This is a genomic window from Agrobacterium sp. RC10-4-1 (genome assembly GCF_014138475.1).
Taxonomy (GTDB): Bacteria; Pseudomonadota; Alphaproteobacteria; order Rhizobiales; family Rhizobiaceae; genus Agrobacterium; species Agrobacterium pusense.
This window is the reverse complement of the sequence record NZ_JACJIT010000002.1, coordinates 183344-208888: the sequence shown is the minus strand read 5'-3', so window position 1 is coordinate 208888 and position 25545 is coordinate 183344. Positions and strand designations below refer to the sequence as shown.

The 25545-nt window shown below is 59.1% G+C and carries 23 protein-coding genes and 1 tRNA gene; 12 read left to right on the top strand and 12 right to left on the bottom strand.

What is annotated here, in order from left to right:
• The first annotated feature begins 196 nt into the window (after positions 1-196).
• Positions 197-1669 carry a DEAD/DEAH box helicase gene (locus FHW77_RS05370; RefSeq protein ID WP_004443127.1) on the top strand — a complete coding sequence of 491 codons (1473 nt, stop codon included), beginning with the start codon at positions 197-199 and terminating at the stop codon, positions 1667-1669.
• Positions 1670-1903: 234 nt separating this feature from the next.
• On the opposite strand, the gene FHW77_RS05365 is transcribed toward FHW77_RS05370, so the two are convergent.
• The 4 genes from FHW77_RS05365 to FHW77_RS05350 form a co-directional block, all read right to left on the bottom strand.
• Positions 1904-2812, bottom strand: coding sequence for a DMT family transporter (locus FHW77_RS05365; RefSeq protein ID WP_034498732.1), 909 nt, complete (start codon positions 2810-2812; stop codon positions 1904-1906).
• A 163-nt stretch (positions 2813-2975) separates the two neighbouring features.
• Entirely contained in the window at positions 2976-3365 is a 390-nt protein-coding gene (locus tag FHW77_RS05360; RefSeq protein ID WP_004443130.1) for a DoxX family protein, read from the bottom strand.
• Positions 3366-3604: 239 nt separating this feature from the next.
• Complete coding sequence (locus FHW77_RS05355) at positions 3605-4222, bottom strand: L,D-transpeptidase (RefSeq protein WP_004443131.1); 618 nt, start codon at positions 4220-4222, stop codon at positions 3605-3607.
• 78 nt (positions 4223-4300) lie between these two features.
• On the bottom strand, positions 4301-5197 hold the full coding sequence (locus FHW77_RS05350) for a DMT family transporter (protein ID WP_004443133.1): 897 nt from the start codon (positions 5195-5197) through the stop codon (positions 4301-4303).
• Between the two features lie 437 nt (positions 5198-5634).
• Here FHW77_RS05350 and FHW77_RS05345 point away from each other — a divergent pair, with 437 nt between their 5' ends.
• From FHW77_RS05345 to FHW77_RS05315, 7 genes are all read left to right on the top strand, one after another.
• Entirely contained in the window at positions 5635-7044 is a 1410-nt protein-coding gene (locus tag FHW77_RS05345; RefSeq protein WP_006699591.1) for a circularly permuted type 2 ATP-grasp protein, read from the top strand.
• Between the two features lie 3 nt (positions 7045-7047).
• A complete protein-coding gene (locus tag FHW77_RS05340) occupies positions 7048-7989 on the top strand; it encodes an alpha-E domain-containing protein (protein WP_004443135.1) in 942 nt (313 codons plus the stop codon).
• 21 nt (positions 7990-8010) lie between these two features.
• Entirely contained in the window at positions 8011-8832 is an 822-nt protein-coding gene (locus tag FHW77_RS05335) for a transglutaminase family protein (protein WP_004443136.1), read from the top strand.
• Positions 8833-8836: 4 nt separating this feature from the next.
• Positions 8837-9433: a class I SAM-dependent methyltransferase gene (locus FHW77_RS05330; RefSeq protein WP_034498729.1), complete on the top strand. Its 597-nt coding sequence runs from the start codon at positions 8837-8839 to the stop codon at positions 9431-9433.
• Between the two features lie 116 nt (positions 9434-9549).
• The gene (locus tag FHW77_RS05325) at positions 9550-10008 is read left to right on the top strand and encodes a GNAT family N-acetyltransferase (RefSeq protein ID WP_004443140.1); all 459 of its coding nucleotides are present in this window, start codon (positions 9550-9552) and stop codon (positions 10006-10008) included.
• Between the two features lie 55 nt (positions 10009-10063).
• A complete protein-coding gene (locus FHW77_RS05320) occupies positions 10064-10480 on the top strand; it encodes a VOC family protein (protein WP_004443141.1) in 417 nt (138 codons plus the stop codon).
• A 23-nt stretch (positions 10481-10503) separates the two neighbouring features.
• The gene (locus FHW77_RS05315) at positions 10504-11136 is read left to right on the top strand and encodes a histidine phosphatase family protein (protein ID WP_004443143.1); all 633 of its coding nucleotides are present in this window, start codon (positions 10504-10506) and stop codon (positions 11134-11136) included.
• 197 nt (positions 11137-11333) lie between these two features.
• Here the strand turns inward: FHW77_RS05315 and araD1 are convergent, their stop codons facing one another.
• From araD1 to chvE, 4 genes are all read right to left on the bottom strand, one after another.
• Complete coding sequence (araD1, locus tag FHW77_RS05310) at positions 11334-12329, bottom strand: 2-keto-3-deoxy-L-arabinonate dehydratase AraD1 (protein ID WP_004443144.1); 996 nt, start codon at positions 12327-12329, stop codon at positions 11334-11336.
• A gap of 119 nt (positions 12330-12448) precedes the next feature.
• Positions 12449-13645: a sugar ABC transporter permease GguB gene (gguB, locus tag FHW77_RS05305; RefSeq protein WP_004443145.1), complete on the bottom strand. Its 1197-nt coding sequence runs from the start codon at positions 13643-13645 to the stop codon at positions 12449-12451.
• Complete coding sequence (gguA, locus tag FHW77_RS05300) at positions 13642-15180, bottom strand: sugar ABC transporter ATP-binding protein GguA (protein ID WP_004443147.1); 1539 nt, start codon at positions 15178-15180, stop codon at positions 13642-13644. The genes gguB and gguA overlap by 4 nt, the downstream gene beginning before the upstream one ends.
• Positions 15181-15270: 90 nt before the next feature.
• Entirely contained in the window at positions 15271-16335 is a 1065-nt protein-coding gene (gene chvE, locus FHW77_RS05295; RefSeq protein ID WP_004443148.1) for a sugar ABC transporter substrate-binding protein ChvE, read from the bottom strand.
• A 254-nt stretch (positions 16336-16589) separates the two neighbouring features.
• Between chvE and FHW77_RS05290 the strand changes: the two genes are divergently transcribed.
• Both FHW77_RS05290 and FHW77_RS05285 read left to right on the top strand, forming a co-directional pair.
• Entirely contained in the window at positions 16590-17594 is a 1005-nt protein-coding gene (locus tag FHW77_RS05290) for a LysR family transcriptional regulator (protein WP_004443150.1), read from the top strand.
• A gap of 71 nt (positions 17595-17665) precedes the next feature.
• A complete protein-coding gene (locus FHW77_RS05285; RefSeq protein ID WP_004443152.1) occupies positions 17666-18148 on the top strand; it encodes a hypothetical protein in 483 nt (160 codons plus the stop codon).
• Positions 18149-18194: 46 nt separating this feature from the next.
• Here FHW77_RS05285 and FHW77_RS05280 read toward each other — a convergent pair whose 3' ends face one another.
• The gene (locus FHW77_RS05280; protein ID WP_004443153.1) at positions 18195-18458 is read right to left on the bottom strand and encodes a hypothetical protein; all 264 of its coding nucleotides are present in this window, start codon (positions 18456-18458) and stop codon (positions 18195-18197) included.
• Positions 18459-18703: 245 nt separating this feature from the next.
• On the bottom strand, positions 18704-19210 hold the full coding sequence (locus tag FHW77_RS05275) for a MarR family winged helix-turn-helix transcriptional regulator (protein WP_004443154.1): 507 nt from the start codon (positions 19208-19210) through the stop codon (positions 18704-18706).
• 520 nt (positions 19211-19730) lie between these two features.
• Between FHW77_RS05275 and FHW77_RS05270 the strand changes: the two genes are divergently transcribed.
• Positions 19731-19807: transfer RNA gene (locus FHW77_RS05270), tRNA-Arg, on the top strand.
• Positions 19808-20131: 324 nt separating this feature from the next.
• Here FHW77_RS05270 and FHW77_RS05265 read toward each other — a convergent pair.
• Complete coding sequence (locus tag FHW77_RS05265) at positions 20132-22081, bottom strand: methyl-accepting chemotaxis protein (RefSeq protein WP_004443208.1); 1950 nt, start codon at positions 22079-22081, stop codon at positions 20132-20134.
• A gap of 470 nt (positions 22082-22551) precedes the next feature.
• Positions 22552-23928: a Wzy-type polysaccharide biosynthesis protein UppW gene (gene uppW / locus FHW77_RS05260; RefSeq protein WP_004443210.1), complete on the bottom strand. Its 1377-nt coding sequence runs from the start codon at positions 23926-23928 to the stop codon at positions 22552-22554.
• A 534-nt stretch (positions 23929-24462) separates the two neighbouring features.
• Here uppW and FHW77_RS05255 point away from each other — a divergent pair.
• On the top strand, positions 24463-25533 hold the full coding sequence (locus tag FHW77_RS05255) for a hypothetical protein (protein WP_006699580.1): 1071 nt from the start codon (positions 24463-24465) through the stop codon (positions 25531-25533).
• The last annotated feature ends 12 nt before the right edge of the window (positions 25534-25545 follow it).

The following is a 25545-nucleotide window of genomic DNA, read 5'->3' as shown; positions in this document are numbered from 1 at the left end:
GACTTGGTCCGAGAGAGACTTGGCCCGCATGAAGGAAAAGCGCAGAGAATACAGAAGACGGCATGTGCCGCACTGATGCGCAGAAAGTTATTCCAACCCACAAGTTCCCAATTCACGCGGGGTTCTTGACGCCGAAACCGCCGGACAGCAGCCCTGTTCCGGACGATTGGTTTTTGGCGCCCCGAAAGGCATTATATTGACCAGTTTTAGCGAACTCGGCCTCTCCGAAAAGATTGTTGCCAGCGTTACCCAGCTTGGCTACACAACCCCGACCCCCATTCAGGCAAAAGCCATTCCGCTGCTGCTCGAAGGCCGCGACCTGATCGGCCTCGCACAGACCGGTACCGGCAAGACCGCCGCTTTCGGCCTGCCGATCATCGAAATGCTGATGAAGCAGGCGGACCGCCCGGCAAACCGCACCTGCCGCACGCTCATCCTTGCCCCGACCCGCGAGCTGGTGAACCAGATCGGCGAAAACCTGCGCGCTTTCGTGAAGAAGACGCCGCTGCGCATCAACCAGGTGGTTGGCGGCGCATCGATCAACAAGCAGCAGCTCCAGCTCGAAAAGGGCACGGACATTCTGGTGGCAACCCCCGGCCGCCTGCTTGACCTCATCGCCCGCAACGCCATCTCGCTCTCCAAGGTCACCTATCTGGTGCTGGACGAAGCGGACCAGATGCTCGACCTCGGCTTCATCCACGATCTGCGCAAGATCTCGAAGATGGTGCCCGCCAAGCGCCAGACGCTGCTCTTCTCCGCCACCATGCCGAAGGCGATCGCCGATCTGGCCCACAGCTACCTGACCGATCCGCTGAAGGTCGAAGTGACCCCGCCCGGCAAGGCAGCCGACAAGGTGGAGCAATATGTCCACTTCGTCGCCGGAAAGAACGACAAGACCGAGCTTCTGAAGAAGTCTCTCAACGAGAACCCGGATGGCCGCGCCATCGTGTTCCTGCGCACAAAGCACGGTGCGGAGAAGCTCTACAAGCATCTCGAACATATCGGTTTCAAGGTCGCCTCCATCCACGGCAACAAGAGCCAGGGCCAGCGCGAGCGCGCCCTGAAGGGCTTTAAGGACGGCGAGATCAAGGTTCTGGTCGCAACCGACGTCGCGGCGCGCGGCATCGATATCCCGGCCGTGACGCACGTCTTCAACTATGACCTGCCGGAAGTACCGGACGCTTATGTCCACCGCATCGGCCGTACCGCCCGTGCCGGCCGCGATGGCATCGCCATTGCTTTCTGCGCACCGGACGAGACCCGCCTGTTGCACGACATCGAAAAGCTGATGAAGATCGATATTCCGGTTGCTTCTGGTGAACGCCCGGCCGGTCTTGCCAGCCCGACGCGCCCCAACAACAACCGCGGCGGACGCAATAACAATGGCGGCCAGCAGCGCGGCCCGCGCGAAGGCGGACGCCACAACGGCGAATCCCGCCCGTCTCGCCACCACGCGCCGCGCGATGCGGACAATGATCTTGAAGTCACCTCAGACTTCAAGCGCGTGAAGCAGGCCGAAGGCGACGCAGGCCGCCCGGCTGGCCCGCGCAAGCATCGTCGTCCGGCCCGCAAGCCCGGCGGCAGCGGCGCCAACCGCCACGCCCCTGCCGGCGGCAACGGCCAGGAAAAACGCGCTTCCGGTAACGGCCATCGCGGCCGCAACCGTTAAGTCGTTCTGAATGGATTGAGGACGCCGCGGCATTGCCGGGCGTTTCTTCTCCCCGCCGGGGAGAAGATGGCCCGAAGGGTCGGATGAGACGGTAAAGTTGCCGTATCTCATCACCCTTGCCCCCTCATCCCGCTGCCGCGACCTTCTCCCCGGCGGGGAGAAGAAACAAGCGGCACGCGCTCGCCAATAATCAAGCCCCGCAGCCACACTCGGTAGCGGGGCTTTTCTTCGCCTTCAGTTCCCCTGCGCGACCGGACGACGCCGTGACGGCAGGGTCATCGCCAGCACGCCCGCAATGACGCAGACGAGCCCACCCCACATGGCGGGCGTCGGCATTTCCCCCAGAAACGCCATGCCGAAGGCGACCCCGACCGGCACCCTGAGATAGGCCTGCGAGGTGGTCCCGACCGAACCGAGCGTCTGCATCAGCCGGAAATAGATCATGAAGGCGAGCGCGGTCGAAAACACACTGAGGCACAACAGCGCCGCCAGTGATGCCGCCGAAGGCGACAAGGTCCAGGGTCGGTCGACAATCAGGCTCACGGGCAGCAGCAGGACAGCACCGCAGATAAGCGAGCCGGCGGCCGGCATGATCGGATCGAGCCCTTTGAAATTTTTACTGAAAATGGCCGCGCAGGCATAAGAAAATGCCGCTGTCAGCACGGCGAGCTGGCTCCATATCGCCTCGCCCGCCCCATCAAGTGCCTCCATGCCGATAATGAGGCAAACGCCCGTCATGCCGGCAATCGTGCCGAACAGCTTGCGCCCGCTGACTGCCTCATGCCGGATCACGAGCGCCGTGAGAAGAAAGGTAAAGATCGGCGTCGTGGCATTGAGAATGACGGCGAGGCCGGCATCGATGCTCTGTTCGGCCCAGGCGATCAGCGTGAAGGGGAGAACGCTGTTGATACAGGCCTGAATGAAGAACAGCCGCCATGTCGCTAAATCCGTGGGCAAACGCAACCCGCGCAGCCGGATCACCGCGAAGAGCAGCAGACCGGCGATCATCGTGCGCGATGCGATGAAGGTAAGGGGCGGAATGGTCTCCACCCCGATCTTGATGAAAGTGTAGGATGCGGCCCACAGCGTGGACAACAGGGCCAGAAGCAGCAATTCGCGGGCGATGGGGTTCTCAGAGGACACGGATCGATTTCCAACTAGATTGAGGGTGACCCGTTCTTAACCGGAAAACAGACGCCTATGCTTCGGCCGCGGCCGAAGTATCGACCCTGCTCTAAAAAGAAGCCCCGCGCGGCGTTGGCCACGCGGGGCTTCGGCAAAACAAATCGATGTCCGGTCAGGCAGATCAGGCCCGGCGCTCATCCACCGAGAAAGCGCCCGGACCGGCCACGAACAGATAGAGGAAGATGAAGCAGAACAGGATGGCGGCATCACCCCCGTTGAGTGCCGGGAAGAAGCTCTTCGGCCCATGCGCGATGAAATAGGCAACCGCCATCTGGCCGGACAGGATGAATGCGACCGGACGCGTGAAAAGGCCGATCAGCACGAGAATGCCGCCGACGAATTCCAGAATCGCCGCCACCAGCAGCATCGTCGGCAGGGAGCCTTCCATCTGCGATGCCGGAAAACCGAACAGCTTCTGCGTTCCATGCGAAATGAAAAGCAGCGCCGTCATGATGCGCAGCGCCCCGAGTGCCTGTGGGCGATAGCGGGAGAGAGAATCGAAAATTGCCATGTTGATGTGTCCCCGTTGAAGTGGTGAAGCGCCGATAAGAGCGCGATGGCACGTTTATGGATACACCTCCGAAATAGCGGAAATCACGTTTCCGATATTGCAGAACTACCTAAAATACTCAAAACGCCATTTTCTACAAATAGTTGATTTCACCATAGAAAATTGACTTTCTTACAGAAAAATCAACTCAGGGCTTCAGACATTTTTTCGATCGCAACAGGCGGAAAAACCGTCCCGCCTCACGCCTGCAGCACCACCACCTTCGAACCGACAGGCACGCGGCTATAGAGGTCGATGATGTCGTGGTTCAGCATGCGGATGCAGCCGCTCGACATGGCGTGGCCGATGGACTGCGGCTGGTTGGTGCCATGCAGGCGGAACATGGTGTCGTTGCCGCCGCGATAAAGATAGAGCGCGCGGGCGCCAAGCGGATTGTTCGGGCCGCCGGGCATGCCGGCTGCGAATTTCAGATTGCGCGGATCGCGGCGCATCATGTTCGCGGTTGGTGTCCAGGATGGCCATTCCGCCTTGCGACCGATATAGGCGTCACCCTTCAGGGCAAGACCCTGGCGGCCTACACCGACGCCGTAGCGCATTGCGCGACCGTCGCCGAGAACATAATAAAGCCGCCGCGCCGGCGTATCCACAACCACCGTTCCAGCCGGATGGCGCGTATCATAGGCCACCTCCTGCCGGCGCAGTTCGGGCTTCACCTTATCGAGATGCATGGCGGGAAGCGGGAATTTTTCCTCCGGCTTCGCCGCGTAATCCAGCCTGTGCTGGCCGATGCCGGTGTTTGCGCAGCCAGCCAGAAACAGCGGCAATCCAAACAGAACACCACGACGTGAAATAGACATGTAACCCCCGCCAAATCATGTGATTAACGAGAGGTATAATTTTATGGTTAATAAACCCCTAATATGAGGTTGCAGTAATTAACCAGCCGCAACCGATGCGGCAGGTTTGCGATTGGCGAGATAAACGCCTGTCACCGCCAGAACCGTACCCGCAATCATCGCAGGCGTCAGCGTCTCGCCGAAAAGCAGGGCGGCTTCCACCGCGGCAAGCGGCGGCACGAGATAGATCAGCGAAGCGGCGCGTGAAACCTGGCCGCGCCGGATCAGATAAAGAAGCAGCGCCACGGCCCCGATGGAAATCGCGCCGACAGACCAGGCGAGCGTGGCGGCAAGGCCGAGGCTCCAGTCCACATGCCCATCTTCCAGCAGAAGCGCGAAGGGAACCGTTACCAGCAGTGCGCCGACATATTGCAGCGTTGCCACCGCCATGATGTTGCCGCCATGCACGTACTTCTTCTGGTAGAGCGTGCCATAGGTGACCGAGGTCATGCCCAGCACATTCACCGCCACGGCGTAAAGCGGCACCGACAGCCCGACAGCACCCGCGGCCATGACCTTCGGCAGCACCGCGATGGCGATGCCGGCAAAGCCGATGAGCAGGCCGGCGCGCTGCAGCGGCGAAATCCTTTCGCCGATCATGAAACGGGCGGCCACCGCCGTCATCAGCGGCTGCAGGCCGGCGATAATGCCGCCGATCGCCGCCGGCACGCCCTGCCCTATCGCCCACCAGATCATGCCGAGATAAAGACCGTGCAGGAAGACGCCTGACAGGATCGCCCGGAAGATATCGACACGACTTTCGGGCCACTGGATGGACGAAAAGCGGCAGATCGCCCACAGCAAAACGCCCGCCAGAAGATAGCGCAGACAGAGGAAGGTCAGCGGCCCGGTATAATAGACCGCATATTTGGCGGTGACCCAGCCCGTCGACCAGAGAAAGACGAAGATGGCCGGAGCCAAACGGTCGAGCGACATGGGCGCATCCTCTGTGTAGCATGGTGTCCGCTACCGGTGCGGAACAGTCGGCGAATTGATATTTCTGCGGCTTCACGCAAACCGGCGAATAGTCGAGCCGGGTGTTCAGCATGGCGGTATCCGCATCCCGGCAAAAGGTCAAAGGCGTTTTGGTGATCACATCTTTCAGATTTTCTGATGCGACGCCGGACATTCATCAACCGAAAGCGAGCGAACAAAATTTATGCATTCGCCCACGGCGCAAACAGCGCCACCGCCCGCTTACACCGCTCGTCGCCCCGCAACCAATTTGCCGATGCCGCATTTATAGGCGGAAGCCGAAAAAACGCTTCTTTTTTAAAACTCTAGAGCGACAAAAAATCTTCTCGGGGAGGCCTGCATAGTTCTTGCATTGCATTTGTCGTTGTATTCATATGGCAAAAAAGGGGACATCGAAGTTGGCATTTGACGAAATGATAAATGCGGACAACACGCCGCGAAGCCCATATGAAAACTATAACGAATGGTACAGCCGGCAGGACAGGGCACACCTGATCCAGAAATCAAAAGACGCGGAAAACATCTTCAGAAAAACCGGCATTACTTTCGCAGTCTATGGCCACGCCGATAGTTCAGAAAAACTGATACCCTTCGATATTATCCCGCGCATCATCTCCGGCCGTGAGTGGCGCAAACTGGCCCAGGGCATCGAACAGCGTGTTCTCGCCCTCAATGCTTTCCTCGACGATATCTACCACAAACAGGAAATCATCCGCGCCGGGCGCATCCCCCGTGAGATCATCGAAAAGAACGAAGCCTTCCTGCCGGAAATGATCGGCTTCACGCCGCCCGGCGGGGTCTACACCCATATCGTCGGCACGGATATCGTCCGCACCGGCGAAGACCAGTTCTATGTTCTGGAAGACAATGCCCGCACGCCTTCCGGTGTCAGCTACATGCTGGAAAACCGCGAAACGATGATGCAGATGTTCCCGGAACTTTTCCATGAAAACCGCGTGCGACGGGTGGAGGATTACCCCTATCTGCTGCGCCAGTCGCTTGCCTCGCTCGCCCCTCCGGGCTGCACCGGCAAGCCGCGCGTCGCGGTGCTGACCCCCGGCATCTATAATTCCGCCTATTACGAGCACTCGTTCCTCGCCGACATGATGGGTGTGGAACTGGTGGAAGGTTCCGACCTTCGCGTCATGGACGGCAAGGTGAAGATGCGCACGACGCGCGGTTATGAGGCCATCGACGTTCTCTACCGCCGCGTCGACGACGACTTCCTCGACCCGCTGACTTTTCGGCCGGATTCGGCGCTTGGCGTTCCCGGCATCATGGATGTCTATCGCGCCGGCAACATCACCATCGCCAACGCCCCCGGCACCGGCATTTCCGACGACAAGGCGATCTATTCCTACATGCCCGAGATCGTCGAATTTTATACCGGCCGCAAGCCGCTCCTGGAAAACGTGCCGACCTGGCGCTGTTCCGAGCCGGACAGCCTGAAATACGTTCTCGACAACCTCGCCGATCTCGTCGTCAAGGAGGTCCACGGTTCAGGCGGTTACGGCATGCTGGTCGGTCCCACCGCATCGAAAAAGGAACGGGCGCTGTTTGCCGAAAAGCTGAAAGCACGCCCATCCAACTATATTGCGCAGCCGACGCTGTCGCTCTCCACCGTGCCGATCATGGTCAAGAACGGCATCGCGCCGCGCCATGTCGATCTGCGTCCTTATGTGCTTGTTTCGGACAAGGTGCAGATCATTCCCGGCGGCCTGACCCGCGTTGCGCTCAAGCAGGGCTCGCTGGTGGTCAATTCCAGCCAGGGCGGCGGCACCAAGGATACGTGGGTACTGGAGGATTAAGCCATGCTGGGCAGAACGGCAAACGGGCTCTACTGGATGTTCCGGTATATCGAGCGCGCTGAAAACATCGCCCGGCTCATCGATGCGGGCCTGCGCGTTTCACTGACGCGCTCAGGCAGCGGCGACGAGGATTGGGACGGCGTGCTGCAAAGCGCGGGCGTGCACGAGGAATTCCTCGAAACACGCGAAAAGGTGACGGCGGCAAATGCTATCGATTATCTTCTCCGCGAGAAATCGAACCCATCCAGCGTCATGTCCTGCATCGAAGCGGGGCGCAACAATGCCCGCATGGTGCGCACGGCGTTGACGCGCGAGACATGGGAAGCCACCAACGAATTCTGGATCGAGCTGAAGAACATCCTCGGCCGCAAGCTCAACCATGCGGAACTGCCGCAGACCATCGACGTGATCAAACACCGCGCCGGTCTGGTGCGCGGCGCCTTCCACGGTTCAATGCTGCGCAACGATCTCTACAATTTCTCCCGTATCGGCACCTTCATCGAACGCGCCGACAATACGGCGCGCATTCTCGACGTCAAATATTACGTGCTGCTGCCAGCTGTGGCGCATGTCGGCTCATCGCTCGACAATGCGCAGTGGGAATCCATTCTGCGCTCGGTTTCGGCCCACCGTTCCTATGGCTGGGTCTATGATGCGGAATACAAACCGGCCAACATCGCCGACTTCCTCATTCTTAATGGACGCATGCCGCGTTCGCTTGCCTATTGTTACGAGAAGATCGCCAGCAACCTCAATTACATCGCCGAGGACTACAGCGAACGGCACAAGGCACACGATACGGCGGAAAGCATCCGCGACAGCCTGCGCGCGACCACCATCGCCCGGGTCATGGACGAGGGCCTGCACGAGTTTCTGGAAAGATTCGTCCATCGCAACGGGCAACTGGGACAGGAAATCACGGAAGGCTACCGCTTCTATCAATGAGCGCGTAGACGGGGACAGCTTATGCGTCTGAAAATCACCCATACGACGGAATATGTCTATGACGAGCCGATGCCCTATGCCTTGCAGCGGCTGCGCCTGACACCGCAGACCGGCCCGAGCCAGACGGTGGAGGACTGGGATGTCTCGGTCGATGGCGCCACCGTCGAAGTGACCTATGACGACCATTTCGGCAATCGCGTCGCGCTGGTGGAAACGGAAGGCCCACAGCAGCGGGTCAAAGTGGTGGCGAGCGGCACGGTGAACACGCAGGACAAGGCCGGCGTGTTCGGTCACCACATCGGCAACGCGCCGCTCTGGCTCTTCCTGCGGGAAACGCCGCGGACCAAACCGGGAAAGCTGGTACGCGAACTGGTGAAGGTGAGCGTCGGCGAGAGCGAGCTTGCCCGCCTCCACAATCTCATGGAAAACATTCACGGCAAGGTGGAGTATGTTCCCGGCTCCACCGACATCGAAACCACGGCCGAAGCGGCACTGGAGGCTGGCAGGGGCGTCTGTCAGGACCACGCCCATATTCTCATTTCCGCTGCCCGGCAGATGGGCCTGCCTGCCCGTTATGTATCCGGTTATCTGATGATGGAGGCGGTGGAGGAACAAACCGCTACCCACGCCTGGGCCGAGGTGCATCTGCAGGGCCTTGGATGGGTCGGCTTCGACGCCGCCAACAATATCTGCCCCGATGACCGTTATGTCCGCATCGCATCCGGTCTCTGCTATCGCGATTGCGCGCCTATATCTGGCATGCGCATCGGCCCGGCCGGTGAGACGCTGAGCGTTTCAGTTACCGTGCAGCAATCGCAGAGCCAGAGCCAGTCCCAGAGCTGAGATCATGGCCGCCAGAGACGACGATACGATCGGTTTCTATACTGACAACGCAACCGCCTATACTACCCGCGGGCAGGCAGCAGACCGCCCGCATCTCAAGACATTCCTGTCGCAGTTGGAAAAAGGCGCGACCATCCTCGAACTTGGATGCGGCGGCGGGCAGGACAGCGAATATATGCTGGCAGCCGGTTTCGACGTGCATCCCACAGATGGAACGCCCGATATAGCGAAGGCTGCGGAAGCCCGACTCGGCATTCCTGTCAGGACATTGCTGTTCGAAAATATCGATGAGGTCGGGCGCTATCACGGCGTCTGGGCCAATGCCTGCCTGCTGCACGTGCCACGCCCTGCTCTGCGCGGCATCATCGGCCGTATCCACACGGCACTGAAACAGGGCGGCGTCTTTTATGCGAGCTTCAAGGCCGGAGAGGCTGAAGGACGCGATACGTTCGGCCGCTATTACAATTATCCGTCCAGGTCATGGCTGGAGGAGCTTTACGGGCAATATGACTGGACGGGCGTAGAGATCGAAGCCCGGCAGGGAAGCGGTTACGACAAGCTGCCGACAGACTGGCTGCATGTCATGGCCAAAAAGCGCTAACCAACCGCGACAGGTTCACGGTTGCAAAAAGGCGCAGCACCCGTTTTAATCGCCGTTCTCAGTTGAAAGCATGATCCGGTTTATCCTTTTGGGACAAAACCGGCCGGGAGACGGCATTGTACAGCATTTCCGACTATCGCGACTGCCAGTCGCATGGACCCATCATAGCAGAAAGGGTCTGGACGGCGTGGTGGCAAGATAGCGGCCTCAAGGTGGGCGATGTCCTCGAGCACCTGAAAGAGATGACAAATCCTCACGCCCTCCCCACCGGTTTCGTCGCCCATGATGGCGACGCCTATGTCGGCTCCGCTTTTCTCATTCATTGCGATCTCGAGGAGCGCCCGCACTATCTTCCCTGGGTCGCGGCCCTGTGGGTGGAGGAAGACCGCCGGCGCTCTGGCGTGGCGCGCGCGTTGATGCAGGCCGCAACAAAAAGGGCCGCCGAACTCGGTCACGAGACGTGCTACCTCTGCTGCGAGGCAAGTCTTGAGGACTATTACCTCAACTGCGGCTGGACCATCCTCGAACGGGGCGTCGGCGAGCACGATCTGACGGTGCTGACCTACAAGACATGACGCCGCCCGCCGCCTACCCATCATTCCTCACCACATCTCGACCATAGGAGGCACCATGCAACCGCCAACAGCCATCATGGAAACCGCGATCTATGTGAATGATCTGGAAGCCGCCGAGGCTTTTTACCGCGATGTCTTCGGGCTGGAGATCATCCGCAAGGTGCCCGGAAGCTTCGTCTTTTTCAGATGCGGGCAGCAGGTACTGCTGGTTTTCGACCCCGAGAAGTCGCGCAAGGCCGATCCCGATAATCCCATCCCTCGCCATGGCACGGCAGGTGAAGGCCACTTCTGCTTTTACGCAAGGGACAAATCGGAGGTAGACGGCTGGAAAGCGCACTTCGAAACGCTCGGGATTCCTATCGAGCACTATCACCGCTGGCCGAATGATAGCTATTCCGTCTATATCCGCGACCCCTCCGGGAACTCGGTGGAAGTGGGAGAAGGCAAGCTCTGGGGATTTGAACAGGGCTGACCGCAAAGAAACAGGACGCCACCGTGAAGAACATCTATGTCGTAACTCATCCTCAGTCGGTCCACCATGTCGAGAACCGGGTCGGCGGCTGGTATGATACCGAACTGACGCCGCACGGCAGGACCGATGCCAGGGCGGCGGCTGCCAGACTGGCGACGCTGGTCGGTGGTGAGCCCGTGGAAATCTTCACCTCCGACCTGCTTCGCGCCTCGCAGACCGCAGAAATCATCGCGGAACGCTTCGGGCAGCGAATGGAGACCATGCGTGACTTGAGGGAAATGAGCTATGGTGAGGCCGAAGGCATGCCGCAGCAATGGCTCGATGAGCGTCAAATCCCGGCACCGCACCATAATCGCCTTGACCATCGTGGCGGTATTGCCGATGGCGAGACGAGACGCGAATTTGCCGAAAGGGTGTATCGAGCCGTAAACATGATCATCGCGCGGCACTGCGCCACGCAGATCATCGTGACCCATGGCTTCGCCCTGACCTTCGTCATCGCGGCATGGATCAAGATGCCGATCGACAGCGCCGGTTATGTCAGCTTTCCGGCGCGCTCCGGCAGCATCACCCATTTAAAGGAAGACGATTACTGGCAGAACCGCGCCGTCGTTTCACTGGCGGATGTTTCGCATCTGACTAACGGTGATGGCTGACAAGAGCCCGCTTGAAAATCGTCCTCGCAAAGGGACGATTGGTCACAAAACCTAAACTCTAGCGTCATCCTCGGGCTAGACCCGAGGATCCATGTGAGCGCCGGGTTGTGGATCCTCGGGTCAAGCCCGAGGATGACGTTGACAGGTGGGAATACTCCGAGACCACACCTCAACCCTTTACGTGCTACTCTCGCAGATCAGATCTGCCGAACCACGATGTCTTCTTCCGCATCGACCGCCAGCGGGTTCTTCAGCGGCAGGCCGAAACCGGCGGCTTCGATTTCGAAGACGTCGCCCGCTTCCGGCTTGATACCTTCGGCGAAGGAAAGCGTTGCCGTGCCGAACATGTGCACATGCACATCGCCAGGCGCACGGAACAGGCCGTATTTGAAGTGGTGATATTCGAGGTTCGCGAAGGTATGGGACATGTTGTCTTCACCCGATACGAACGGCTTTTCGAAAATGACCTTATCACCGCGACGGATGCGCGAGGTGCCGCGAATATCGGACGGCGGAGCGCCGACGCGAATTTCCGGGCCGAAGCTTGCCGGGCGCAGCTTGGAATGGGCGAGGTAGAGATAGTTGATCCGCTCGGTGACGTGATCAGAAAACTCGTTCGAGACGGCAAAGCCGATACGCACCGCTTCACCCTTGTCGGAAATCACGTAGATGCCGGCCATCTCAGGCTCTTCGCCGCCATCCAGCGCAAACGAAGGCGAGGTGAGCGCCGCACCGGGCGCTGCCGCCACATGGCCGTTGCCCTTGTAGAACCACTCGGGCTGAACGCCCTTTTCACCGGCCTTCGGCTTGCCGTTTTCCAGACCCATGCGGAACATCTTCATGGAGTCCGTCAGGCTTTCCTCGGCGGCTTCCGTGGTTTTCTTGTGCATGCTGTCGCGGGTCGCGGCCGAACCGAGATGGGTAAGGCCAGTGCCGGTCAGATGCAGATGAGCCGGATCGGGATGGGTGATCGGCGGCAGGAAGCGACCTTCGGCATAAGCCTTTTCAAGATCGACGGCATCGCCCAGACCATGGGCGGAAATGACATCTGCAAGGTTCTTGCCGCCATTGGCGGCTTCCATGGCAAGCGCATAAACGGACTCTGCGCCCTTGACTGCGCGTGCCTCTCCGCCTTCTTCGCGAACCGCTACGGTGATCTTGCCGCTGGCATCTTTAATCTGTGAAATGAGCACGGGATTTCCTTCCTCCGGCGCAAGGCGCCTTTATCTCTTCTACGCGACGCCTTGCGCCTGCATCTTATGAAAGTGGCCGGAAACCGGCCACTTTTTGGACTGCGATAAGTGTGAGCCGATCAGCCCTTGTTCTTGTTGTAGACGTCGAAGAACACGGCGGCGAGCAGCACGAGGCCCTTGACCATCTGCTGGAAGTCGATGCCGAGACCGACGATCGACATGCCGTTGTTCATGACACCCATGATGAAGGCGCCAATGACCGCACCGGTGATCTTGCCAACGCCGCCGGATGCCGAAGCACCGCCGATGAAGCAGGCCGCGATCACGTCAAGCTCGAAGCCCACGCCGGCCTTCGGCGTTGCCGAGTTGAGGCGGGTCGCGATGATCATGCCGGCGAGACCAGCCAGAACGCCCATGTTGACGAAGGTCAGGAAGCTCAGGCGTTCGGTGTTGATACCCGAAAGCTTGGTCGCCTTTTCATTGCCGCCCATGGCGTAAATGCGACGGCCGATCGTCGTGCGACGCGTCACGAAGCTGTAGAGCGCAACGAGAGCAAGCATCACGATCAGCACGTTCGGCAGGCCGCGATAGGTGGAAAGCTGGTAGCCAAGAAACAGGATCGCGGCCGAAATCAGCAGGTTCTGGGCGATGAAGAAGCCGAAAGGCTCGACATCGATGCCATGCTTCACATTCACGACACGACGACGCCATGCGAGGTAGAACAGCACGACGGTAATCAGCACCGTCAGGATCATCGAGGTGGTGTTGAGACCTTCAATGCCGCCGATATCGGGCAGGAAGCCGGTGCTGATGATCTGGAAATCGGTCGGGAACGGACCGATGTTCTTGCCGCCGAGCACGAAGAGCGTCAGGCCGCGGAACACCAGCATGCCCGCCAGCGTCACGATAAAGGACGGAATGCGGTGATAGGCGATCCAGTAACCCTGGGCCGCACCGATGATGCCGCCGATGACGAGACAAATCAGCGCCGCCAGAAAGGGGTTCATGCCCCATTGCACGGTCAATATGGCCGCGATCGCGCCGACGAAGGCGACGATGGAACCGACCGAAAGGTCGATATGCCCGGCCACGATGACAAGCAGCATGCCCAGCGCCATGATGACGATGAACGAGTTCTGCAGGATGAGGTTGGTCAGGTTCACGGGGCGGAACAGGATGCCGCCGGTATAGAACTGGAAGAAAACCATGATGGCGACGAGCGCGATCAGCATGCCATATTCGCGGATATTGGAGCGAATATAGGATGTGACCGAGACGACGTTACTTTCTTCGTTTGTTGTGTTTGCCGAACTCATGAGTTCTTCTCCCCTGAGCGCATGATAGCGCGCATGATGCTTTCCTGGCTCGCCTCTCCCTTCGGCAATTCAGCGACGATGCGGCCTTCGTTCATGACGTAGATGCGGTCGCAATTGCCGAGCAGTTCGGGCATTTCCGATGAGATCATCAGAACGCCTTTACCATCGGCAGCGAGCTGGTTGATGATGGTGTAGATTTCATATTTCGCGCCGACATCGATACCGCGGGTCGGTTCATCGAGGATCAGCACGTCGGGATTGGAGAACAACCACTTGGAGAGCACAACCTTCTGCTGGTTGCCGCCCGAAAGGTTGACCGTTTCCTGAAAGATGCCCGACGAGCGGATGCGCAGGCGCGTGCGGAAATCGCTCGCCACCTTCATTTCCTTGATGTCGTCGATGATGCTGGCATTCGAGACGCCGGCAAGATTGGCGAGCGTGGTATTGTGCAGGATGTTGTCGTTGAGCACGAGACCGAGATGTTTGCGGTCTTCCGTGACATAGGCAAGACCGGCATCGATTGCCTTGCGCACGGTGCTGACGTCAACTGGCTTGCCGTTGATCAGCACTTCACCGGTGATCCTGTGGCCATAGGACTTGCCGAACACGCTCATCGCAAATTCGGTGCGCCCTGCCCCCATCAGGCCGGCAATACCGACGACTTCGCCCTTGCGCACGGTGACGTTGATATCATGCAAAACCTGGCGGTCGCGGTGCTGCTGGTGATAGGCGTTCCAGTTCTTCACTTCGAGAATGGTTTCGCCGATCGGCACGTCGCGCGGCGGATAACGATCTTCGAGATCGCGGCCCACCATGTTGCGGATGATGACGTCCTCGCTGATTTCTTCCTTGTGACAGTCGAGCGTCTTCACCGTCATGCCGTCGCGCAGCACGGTGATCTGGTCGGCCACCTTGCGCACTTCATTCAGCTTGTGGGTGATGATGATCGAGGTCATGCCCTGCTTGCGGAATTCCATCAGCAGGTTCAACAGCGCCTCGGAATCGCTTTCGTTCAGCGAAGCGGTCGGCTCATCAAGGATAAGCAGCTTCACGCTTTTCGACAGCGCCTTGGCGATTTCGACCAGCTGCTGCTTGCCGACGCCAATATCGGTGATCAGCGTCTCCGGTGATTCCTTCAGGCCCACTTTCTTCAGAAGTTCGCGGGTACGGTTGAAGGTCTCCTGCCAGCTGATCACGCCGTTCGAGGCGACCTCGTTGCCAAGGAAGATGTTTTCCGCAATCGACAGGAGCGGCACGAGCGCCAGTTCCTGGTGAATGATGATGATACCAATATCTTCACTGTCGTTGATGGCGCGAAAGTTTCGCACGGCGCCTTCATAGTGGATTTCGCCCTCATAGGTGCCGGCGGGGTAAACACCGGAAAGGACCTTCATCAAGGTCGACTTTCCCGCGCCGTTCTCACCGACGAGTGCGTGGATCTCACCTTCCTTAACCTTGAGGTTGACGTTCTCAAGCGCTTTCACGCCCGGAAACGTCTTGGTGATGTTCCGCATTTCGAGAATGGTATTGGCCATATCGCAATCCAGCGCCCGATTAATTCCGGCGTTTTTATTTTTATGGAAAAACGGGGATGACGCCAAGCCATCCCCGCATGTGTATCAGGCTTATTTCAGCTGGTCTTCCTTGTAGTAACCGCCATCGACGAGAACCTGCTTGTAGTTCTCCTTGGTTACTGCAACCGGCTTCAGCAGGTAGGACGGAACAACCTTGACGCCATTTTCATAGGTCTTGGTGTCGTTCACTTCAGGCTCCTTGCCCTGCATAACGGCATTCACCATGTTCACGGTAACCTTCGCGAGTTCGCGGGTGTCCTTGAAGATGGTGGAATACTGTTCGCCGGCAATGATCGACTTCACGGACGGGATTTCAGCGTCCTGACCGGAAACGACCGGCAGCGGCTGATCCTTCGTGCCATAACCAACGCCCTTCAGCGAGGAGATGATGCCGATGGAAAGACCGTCATAAGGCGACAGAACGGCGTCAACCTTGGCGTCGGTGTAGTAGGCCGAGAGAAGGTTGTCCATGCGGGCCTGGGCCGTTGCCGGATCCCAGCGCAGCGTGCCGACCTTGTCCATGCCGGTCTGGCCGGACTTCACGACGAGCTTGCCGCTGTCGATGTAAGGCTGGAGAACAGACATAGCGCCGTCGTAGAAGAAGAAGGCGTTGTTATCATCAGGGGAGCCGCCGAAGAGTTCGATGTTGAACGGACCCTTGCCATCCTTCAGACCGAGCTTGTCGACGATCGAAGTCGCCTGCAGAACGCCAACCTGGAAGTTGTCGAAGGTGGCGTAGTAGCTGACGTCGCCGCTGTTGCGGATCAGGCGGTCATAAGCGATGACCTTGATGCCCTGCTCGCCGGCCTGCTTCAGCACGTCCGACAGCGTGGTGCCGTCGATCGAGGCGATCACGAGGACCTTGACGCCCTTGGTGACCATGTTTTCGATCTGGGAAAGCTGGTTCGGAATATCGTCGTCGGCATACTGCAGGTCGGTCGTGTAACCAGCTTCCTGAAGCTGCTTGACGATGTTGTTGCCGTCATCGATCCAGCGCGCGGAAGACTTGGTCGGCATGGCGATGCCAACAGCGCCCTTGTCCTGTGCGAAAGCCGGCACTGCGAAAGACGCAGCACCGATGGCACAAGCTGCCATCAGCGAAATAATGGACTTCATTAACTCTCTCCCTTGAGCCCTTCTCTGGACCCGCATGTTGCGGTGCACCAGGAAATTCATGCCGTCAGAGGAAGAAGCCGCGCCCTGCTCGCTCCCTTTTCGCAATTGCGAAATGGAACAGCTGCCGCTCCTCCCCGGCATTCCGCAAATTGTTCTGAATCCATATAACTGTCAAATAGAATAAATCAGTTTCCATATATCAATTATGATATATTAAATCGATACAAAAACCGATGAGGGGTATAAAATCGCGAATGAGCAACCAGAAAGTGTATGAGCAGGCGCAAACAACGGATGCCCTTTTTGTCTTTGAAGACAACCCGTTGCTGCGGGCCGGATTGAAGATGAGCCACCTGCGCATGCTGGTCATGATCGAGGAGCACGGGCAGGTCAGCGCGGCTGCCGCCGCCATGAACATGACGCAGCCGGCGGCCTCGCGCATGCTCTCGGAAATGGAAGCGATCGTCAAATCGCCGCTCTGTCAGAGAGCATCGCGCGGTGTGGTTCTGACGAAGTTCGGCGAGGCGCTGGCGCGACGGGCGCGCACCATATTGCTGGAGCTGCGTGAGGCGAGTCGCGAACTCAATCAGATGAAGTCCGGCAGCGGCGGATCCGTTTTCATCGGCGCGGTGACCGCGCCCGCCATCAGCCTCGTGGTTCCCGCCATAAGACGGGCCATGGACACCTATCCCGGCATTGAAATCAATGTTCAGGTGGAGAGCAGCAACGTGCTGGCGCGGGAATTGCTGGCTGCGCGCCACGATTTCATCATCGGCCGCATACCGGATGACTTTGATCCCGGCCTGTTCTCCATCCACGAAATCGGCATTGAGCGCGCCTGTCTGGTGGTGCGCGAAGGCCACCCGCTTCTGGGCGGCGATCCCGTCACCCTGCAGGATCTCTCCGGTTACGACTGGGTGTTCCAGCCCCCTGGCGCGCTTTTGCGGCGCACCATGGAGGATGTCTTCCTTACCCACGGCGTCGCCATGCCGCGCAACGTCATCAACACGCCATCCGTGGTTCTCACGCTTGCGCTTGTCTGCAACACCGATGCCATTGCGCCGATTGCGCAGGACATGGCCGAATTCGTGGCCGGCCAGCGGGCCGATATCGGCCGGACCCGCATATTGCCGACGGATTTCGAACTGGTCGTCAAGCCCTACAGCATCATCACCACCAAGGGGCGCGTCCTGCCGCCCAGCGCCCGCCTGCTTTACGATCTGGTGCTGGATGAAAGCCGCAAGCTGACTGCCCAGTGACGGCGGCAAGCCAGACGCCACCTTCATCCACTACAAGGGCCGGAAATCGTGACCGGCGAAGGAACAGCCGTATGCTCTTCGGACAATCCGTTTTCCAGTCTGTCGTCGAAAGACTGAAGCAGGAGAAAGAAGACGAAGGCGCAGAGCCGCCCCCGCCCGCGGACAACCGCATTGCCGGCTTCAGCTCAGGCTTCGTTGTCGATACGCATATCGAAGCGCCGGCGGCTGCGAACGGCAATCTCGACGCTTATCTCGCCTTCCTGGAAGACCCCGCGCCACCGGCGGAACCCCAGCCGGAACCGGAGAGCGAACCGGAACCGATGCCGGCCCACCTCGAAAAGACCTCACTTGCCGATGTTTCGGCGGAACTGGCGATCCAGGAGACCGACACTGCGGCAACGCTCGCGGAAAAGCGCCGCGCCTTCGCCCGCCTCAATCATCCCGACCGGGTGAAACCGCAGTTCCGGCACAATGCGACACTGCGCATGACGGCAGCCAATCTCCTGATCGACCAGGCGCTCCGCATGCTTCGGATGCGAGAGCATTTCCGGTAAGAGGCGGGCAGCTCAAGACAGGCGATGAACGGAAAATCGCGACGCGTCAGCCGGCATCGTCCTTATCGGTGGGTGGATTTTCGGCGGCGCGCGCAACCGCCCCGTCCCCACCCTTGTCGCCGTCGCTTGCGGGTTTGAATTTTACCAACAGTTCATAGGCCGCATAGACGCCTATGCCGCCCACGACGGTTCCCCAGAAAAACTCGCGATTGACGAATTCGATGACAGCCCATGCCACACAGAAACCGACGATAAGCAACCGCACCCACAGGGGACGATAAAGCGGATGACTCGTATCGATATTCAGCATGGTGTTTCCGTCTCTGGCTTTTCCGGTCAGTCGCTCGCTGCCGCGCGGGCAACGCATGGCACGGGAATTCCATGCGTCTTGACCGTTTCGCAGACAAATTGCAACGCAAATCGGACCGAGGGATATCAGGCTGCCGTGATGGAGATTACCTGATAACCGGGGGTAACGTGCGACCACGGATGAAATCCGCCGCCCCTTCCGCCCAGCATTGCCGATCTGAGCATGGGGAACACCGGCGCCGGACGTCAGTCGCGCAGGCGGCCGAGCAGCGCCAGCAATTGGTCGCGGGCCTTCTTGCCGCCGATACGGTCGATCAGCTTTTCCTCGCGGTCGCGCCAGACATCGGAAAGGCGCTCGAGAAGACGGCTACCCTCGGCCGTCATGTCGAGGAAATGAACGCGCCTGTCCTCTTCCGACCTGCGGCGGACGAGCAGACCTTTCTCTTCCATGCTGTCGACGATGGCAACGAAATTAGCCCGCTGGATGCCGAGCGCCTCGGCCACATCGCTTTGTTTAAGACCCGGATTTCCGCCGACGATGACGAGAACGGAAAAATCGGCCGGCCGCAATCCCTGCTCCGCCAGCACATCGGAAAAACCGTTTGCCACGGCAAGTTGCGAGTGCCGCAAATGGTAGCTGATCGCAGTCGTCAGCAAACCGTAATCGATCGCGGTGAGATGCGTCGTTTGCGCGCTGCCGCTTTCGACCTTTTCCGTCCGCGGCCCGTTGCTATGTGCCAATCGCAAAGCCATCCGATCCCCCGCCTGATTCGTCCTTTACCCTGCCAAAATCATAACTGACAATGTCACGAAACTGTATCCTAAATAAATGTAGATGATACTAATATTGTATAAGAATTTGACAGTTAATGGGCGGAAACCCAATGCTGCCCGCCATCTGGCGACAAAATCTGCGCCGAAAGCATGACTATTTACCCGCCAATTTTGAGGGGCCGGAACCGCGTGGCAACCCTTGTCTGGCAGGCATACGGGCACTCCGGTCCACGACGGATGAACATGCTGAAACTGCATGCGGGACCCGTGACAAGCTACTACTTATAAGTGAAATCGATTTCCGCGAGACCTGGCACGCCAAACGACGCAGCCCCGCGCGCAAAGTCGCCAAAAACCCGCACGCCCCCACTTCCGGCCCTCTTCACCCTGCGGTCTCGAAAACTGGCAAGGTTTCGCAAATCTTGGATTTTTAGTCATTGATGCGGAAAGAAAGCTAGGGTATGAACCAACCGCTGCACGCGATTCAAGCGTGGCCGCTGCACCCGTAGCTCAGCTGGATAGAGTGTTGGATTCCGATTCCAAAGGTCACAGGTTCGAATCCTGTCGGGTGCGCCATTTTACGCAGAACGTATCACCCCGGATTGCCACGCTTCGTTTTTGACGGGAGCCTATGGAAAGCATGTATGGCGTTGCCGCATCCGGGAGGAGGCATGCTTTGACAAGTGCGCGTCGCGGCAGTCTGAGACGGATTCCCCGAAAACGCCGTTAGACTCCGTCCCGATCGATATTACTGAAGCATTGAAGGCGATGGGCGAGGCTGGCGGCGGCGGATCAGTGGTGGCCTGAGATAAGCTATCCGGTCTTCGACAACCCAGAGGCAAAAAGCCGCCCGGTGGTCGAAGCACCGGGCGCTGGTTTCAGGCGAATGAAGTCGCAGGATCAAAACTCACGCCATTCGTCTCTCGATCTGTCGAGGGCGGCATTGCCCGCGAAGGCGGCAGCGAGCTTGTGGCCGAGCGCACGCACGGGTGATGCTACCGGTCTTTCGCCGCCGGCGGCGGTGCGCACCGGCGCGGGCTGGCTCTGCGGCTGATAGGCGCTGTCGCCGAGGCGGAATTGCGACAGCAACTGGTTGAGAGAGGCCACCTCCTTGGCCAGGCTGTGGCTTGCGGCATTGGTTTCTTCGACCATCGCCGCGTTTTTCTGGGTGTCCTGATCCATCTGGTTGACCGCGGTGTTGATCTGCTGCAGGCCCGAGGACTGCTCCTGCGCAGCCTCCACGATGGAAACCACGTGCCGGTTGATTTCCTGCACTTCGGATACGATCGTCACCAGCGCCTTGCCGGTGTCACCCACCAGCTGCACGCCCTGCTGCACCTGATCGTTCGAGGTGGTGATCAGCGCCTTGATCTCCTTGGCAGCATGGGCGGAGCGTTGCGCAAGCTCGCGCACCTCCTGGGCCACGACGGCGAAGCCCTTGCCGGCCTCACCGGCGCGGGCGGCCTCCACGCCGGCATTCAGGGCAAGCAGGTTTGTCTGGAAGGCGATCTCATCGATCACCCCGATGATATTGCTGATTTCATTGGCAGAATTCGCGATCTGCTCCATGGCGACCACGGCGCGGCGCACCACTTCGCCAGATTGTTCCGCGCCCGCCTTGGCGCGACTGACGATCAGGCCCGCCTCCTGCGCGCGTTTGGTGGAATCCTGCACGGTCGTGGTTATCTCCTCCAGGGCCGCGGCGGTTTCCTCCACGGCCGCCGCTTGCTGTTCGGTACGTCTCGCCAGATCGTCAGCGGCCGATTTGATTTCGTTTGCCCCCGCGCCAATGCCGTTGGCGTTCTGCGCAACACGGGTCAGGGCTGCCTGCAGCTTTTCCGCCGATGTGTTGAAATCGTTGCGCACGGTATCGAGCGTTGTCGTGAACGGCTCGCGGATGCGGTAGGAGACATCGCCGTCGGAGAGTTTCGAGAGACCGGCAGCGAGGTTGTCGACGGCGAATTTGACGTCGGCCGCTTCCTTCGCCTTCTGCTGCTCACGGTCGATCCGGTCCTGTTCCGACAGGCTGCGGTTCGCTTCGGTTTCCTGCTCGAGACGAATGCGCTCGATGGCATTTTCACGGAAAACCTGAACCGCCTGCGCCATCTGGCCGACTTCGTCTTTGCGTGCCATTCCGTCAATTTCCGCCGTCGTTTCACCGGCGGCCAGCGAGACCATGCGCTCGCGCAGCCGGGCAATCGGCGTGGTGATGCCGCGCGAAGCCACGAAAAGCGCCAGAATAATGCCGGTCGCGAAAGCAACGCCGACAGCCATCAGCGAGGTGAGGATGGTCGAATTGGTCTGATCGGTCAGGTCGTCGCTTCCCTTGACGACACCCTTGGCAAGCTTGTCAAGAAGATTGGCGATGTCGGCGCCCGTAGCGCGCATGGCAACGTCAGCCTTCAGAAGCTCCGCAGCGGATTCCTGGTTGCGGTTGGCCGAACCGAATTCCACGGCCTTGTCCGTGATGGCGATAATGCCCTTGACGTCTCGCAACAGCCTGTCGAGTGCTGCTGTCTCTTCCGGAAAAATGGCTTTGACATCGTCCAGCCGCGTTACCACCTCTGCCCTGTCCACCGCATATTCCTGCTTCACGATTTTAAAGTCGGGGCTATTGGCGTCATAAACCATGATCTGATACGCACCATAGGCCATGGACTGCAGGTTTCGGTTTGCCCGGGCAAGCTCCACCAGGGCGGCGTTGTCTTTGGCGATAAAATCGGAATAGGCCGTGTCCGCGTGCTTGTAGCGGTCGGACATGAAGCCGGTGGCGCCAAGACCGACGATGCAGATCGGCAGAATGAGGGAAAGAATTTTTGTGCGGATGCTGGCGTTCTGGAGAAAGGACACGGAAACCTCACGTCATGAAAAAACCGCTCCTTCCCCGTGCCACAGGAGGTGTTCGGCAAGGCTGGCATGGCACGTCGAGGACCCCGGTCATCAGGGCTTCGATAGCCGCATCATCGGCTGGGATTGCCTCTGCATCATGCATACGCCGAAGAAAGTCCGGGCCTGTCCCTGCAATACGCACAGGTCGTCTCCCCCCGTGGCATGGCGCCCCTGAAAGGCCAGGCGCCAGGCCGCATCTTGAGGAAAAGCTGAGCAGAGCCGATCGATGGGCTGCTCGTGATTCCTTTTATCGCAAAATAATTATGATCAAAAACTTTATAATTTCTTCACGCCGAAAAATTGCAGGTGCCGACAGGGATTCGCGGTGCAGCTGCTGCCCGCGACATCAAATGATGGAACCAGTATGGAGCAGTGATCTTGCATCATTACCCGACGCAGCGCGGCCGGCGGTGGCGGCGCATCTCGAACCGTCAACGGGAATGCAGGACCTGCGGTTGTGCGGCAGGCGGCCCGCCCGGCTTCGCTACACTGCGCACGGGGCCGCCGGACTGGCCGGGTTCCCGCTCCGCCTCTTCCTCGACGAGGCTGGCATGGGCCTGCAGATGCAGGCCCATCATCGCGACGAGCAGGAAAAACCAGACGAAACCCGCGCTCAGAAGAAACAGGGTTTCCAGAAAGCCGTATAGCAGGACGTAAAGCCAGACGCCGACATAAAGCCGCGTCAACGGACTGTTGCGCGTGGCGCTGTCCATTTTGCCGAGATTATGGAGCGGCAGCAGATAAATCCATATCAGCACCAGAACCAGCCCCGGCACGCCACCTTCCAGCAGCAGGTCGAAATAGCCGCTATGGGAAGCCGGCGCGGTGGTCGCCCAGCTATTGTCTTCGGTGAAGCTCGACATCAGCGTATCGCTGCGCCAGAAGGCCTGGTAGCCATATCCGAGGATTGGGCTTTTGCGGATGTAATCGATGGCGACAGCCCAGATATCGGTTCGGCCCGTAAAGCTGGCGTCGATGCCCATTTTCGTCAGCATCTGTGAAAACACCGGGTCTACCGTGGTGCCCACGGTCACGGCCGCGCAGAACAAAAGAAGCAGGGTCACGACCATATAACGCCACCGGGGCCAGCGAACGATGAACCAGCCGGTTGCCACGATGATCGGCATCAGGCCAAGCACCGTCTTGCCACCTGTCTTGACCAGGAAGAAAACCGACAGCAGCAGCACCGAGAGGCCGCCGATGAAGGACCAGCGCCTGCAAAGATAAATCGACACGATGATCAGCACCGCCATGACCGATGCGGCCTCGTTCTTGTGCTGGAAGACCCCGCGCCAGTTGCCGGCCAGCAGCGGCTCCAGCGCATCGCTTGCCAGGTGAATGGACCGCGAAGGCAGGGCGACGACGCCGAAATAACACAGGAACAATATGATGAGGACGCAGGTGGCGAGCAGCGTGGTGAAATGCCGCTCGGTGCGCGGCAGCTGCAGGAACCCGCCGGCGAGCACGCAGATGATGGCGCACATGACAAGCCGACGTAGAGAAAACGATGGTGCTTCACCGAGAAGCGAGGTCAAGGCAAACCAGCCGAAAATTGCCGCTGTCAGCAGGCGCGGCGCAAGGATGATGGAGAACGAGCGCTCCCTGGCCATGAATGCCACAAAACTGCAGAGCAGGATGACTGCGGTGAGCTGGTTGAGCAGGTTGGACCCGGCCGCCATGGCGGACCCCAGATAGGTGGAGGAGAGCGAGATATAGGGCGAAAAACCGACTGTGAAGTACAGGAACGTCACATAAAACAATGCGTCCCGCCAGTAGCCACGCCCCTGTCCGTCATGCGGTGCATCCATAAGGGGTTTTTCTCTTCCTCTTTCCACCGCCTCGGCATCCCGTCCGATGCTTCATCCGGTTACCCGAATATCCTCCCAAAATCCTATTTTTTAGTTATATATAATGCACGGAAGAATAGTAATTCCGTCATTTCCGACCGCGCTTCCGGAACGAGGTCAAAGGGTTAGAAACGGAGAAGGACTGCCGGGAAAGAAGCTGCGCCCTGAAGAACGGCTCTCAGGCGTTAACTTCGCATCGAAAATTTAATGCGCTGATTTCCTTAATATTTACCACGAAATTCCTGGCCGGAAAGCCCGCCTCTACTTGCACGACAAGAGAACCGTCTTCGCATGCCGGAGGTATACTTACGCAGCCAGCAGATACTCTATTTAGCGTATATTAACAACTCAAGATATATCTTTGGGTTGATTTCGTAAATGCGCATAGGCTGGAGACCCAGGGTGGACGTTCCGAGGCACACCAGGACGGACGATAGCGATAACGGTCAGTTGACGCGATGCCCGGCGCCGCAAAGCTCAACCGGCGTCCGCCCCATGCGCAGGGACGACGTGCCGGCTGTCGAGCGGGTGCTGAACAGCGCATTCAGGAAGACAGGGCCCACGACGAGCTTCGATTTCCGCTCCTATGTAGAGACGTTGTTCTTCAGCAGCCCCGTTTTTGATCCGGATTACGGCAGCGTGGTTTACGATGCGGGAGAGAATGGCGTGACAAGCGTCATTCTGGCCGTGCCCATGCGGTTTGTCGCCAATGGAAGAACCGTTACGGCGCGCCTGCTCTGTGCTTTCGCGTCGGATGGAAAACTTGGCGCACTCGGGGCCGCGCGCCTGTCCCGCGGCATGCGGGCATCGAAACACGACATGCTGTTTTCGGATACAGCCTCGCCTGTCAGCGCCGACCATTGGGTTGCGACCGGCGGCAACATGCTGCCCATCGAAAGCCTGCAATGGCATAAGGCGCTGAAGCCCTTCTCAACCATCGCACTGCGCATGCCGCGCCGTTCGAAACTGGCCAAGACAACGCTTGCCCTGGCGGCGCTCGGCTTCGTGGACGGCGTCCTGCGCAAATGGAAAAAAGGCCTAAGGCCGCAGCAGGCTCCGGGCGCCAGGGTAAAAGAAGTGGATTTCGAAACCTTCCGCCGCGCAGCGCTGCCGATGATCGAGCGTTTTTCCGTCCGCCCGGAATGGTCCCATGACGAATTTCACTGGCTGATCGGCATGAGCAGGACGAATGAGAGCCTGGGCGAACTGAAAAGCCTGGCGATCGAGACGGCCGAAGGTCATGTCATGGGAGCCGCCCTGTTTTTCGGCCAGCCGGCGCGAACCGCCTATGTGCTCAATCTCGTCTGTGATGCCGGCCGCGAAAACGATGTCCTCAACACACTGTTCCACCATTTTGACAATGAGAATTACGCCCATGTCACTGGCATGGCGCAGCCCTTTCTGATCAACGCGCTTTACCGCCAGAACCACATGAGCTTCCGCCATGACGGATATTTCTGCATGGCCACCCGGGACGATCTGCTGAGGGAAAGGGCGCTGGCCGGGGATATCTATATAGGCGGACTATGCTCGGAGAGCTGGAGCAAACTCATCACCGATTATTGAGGCCCCGCGCAG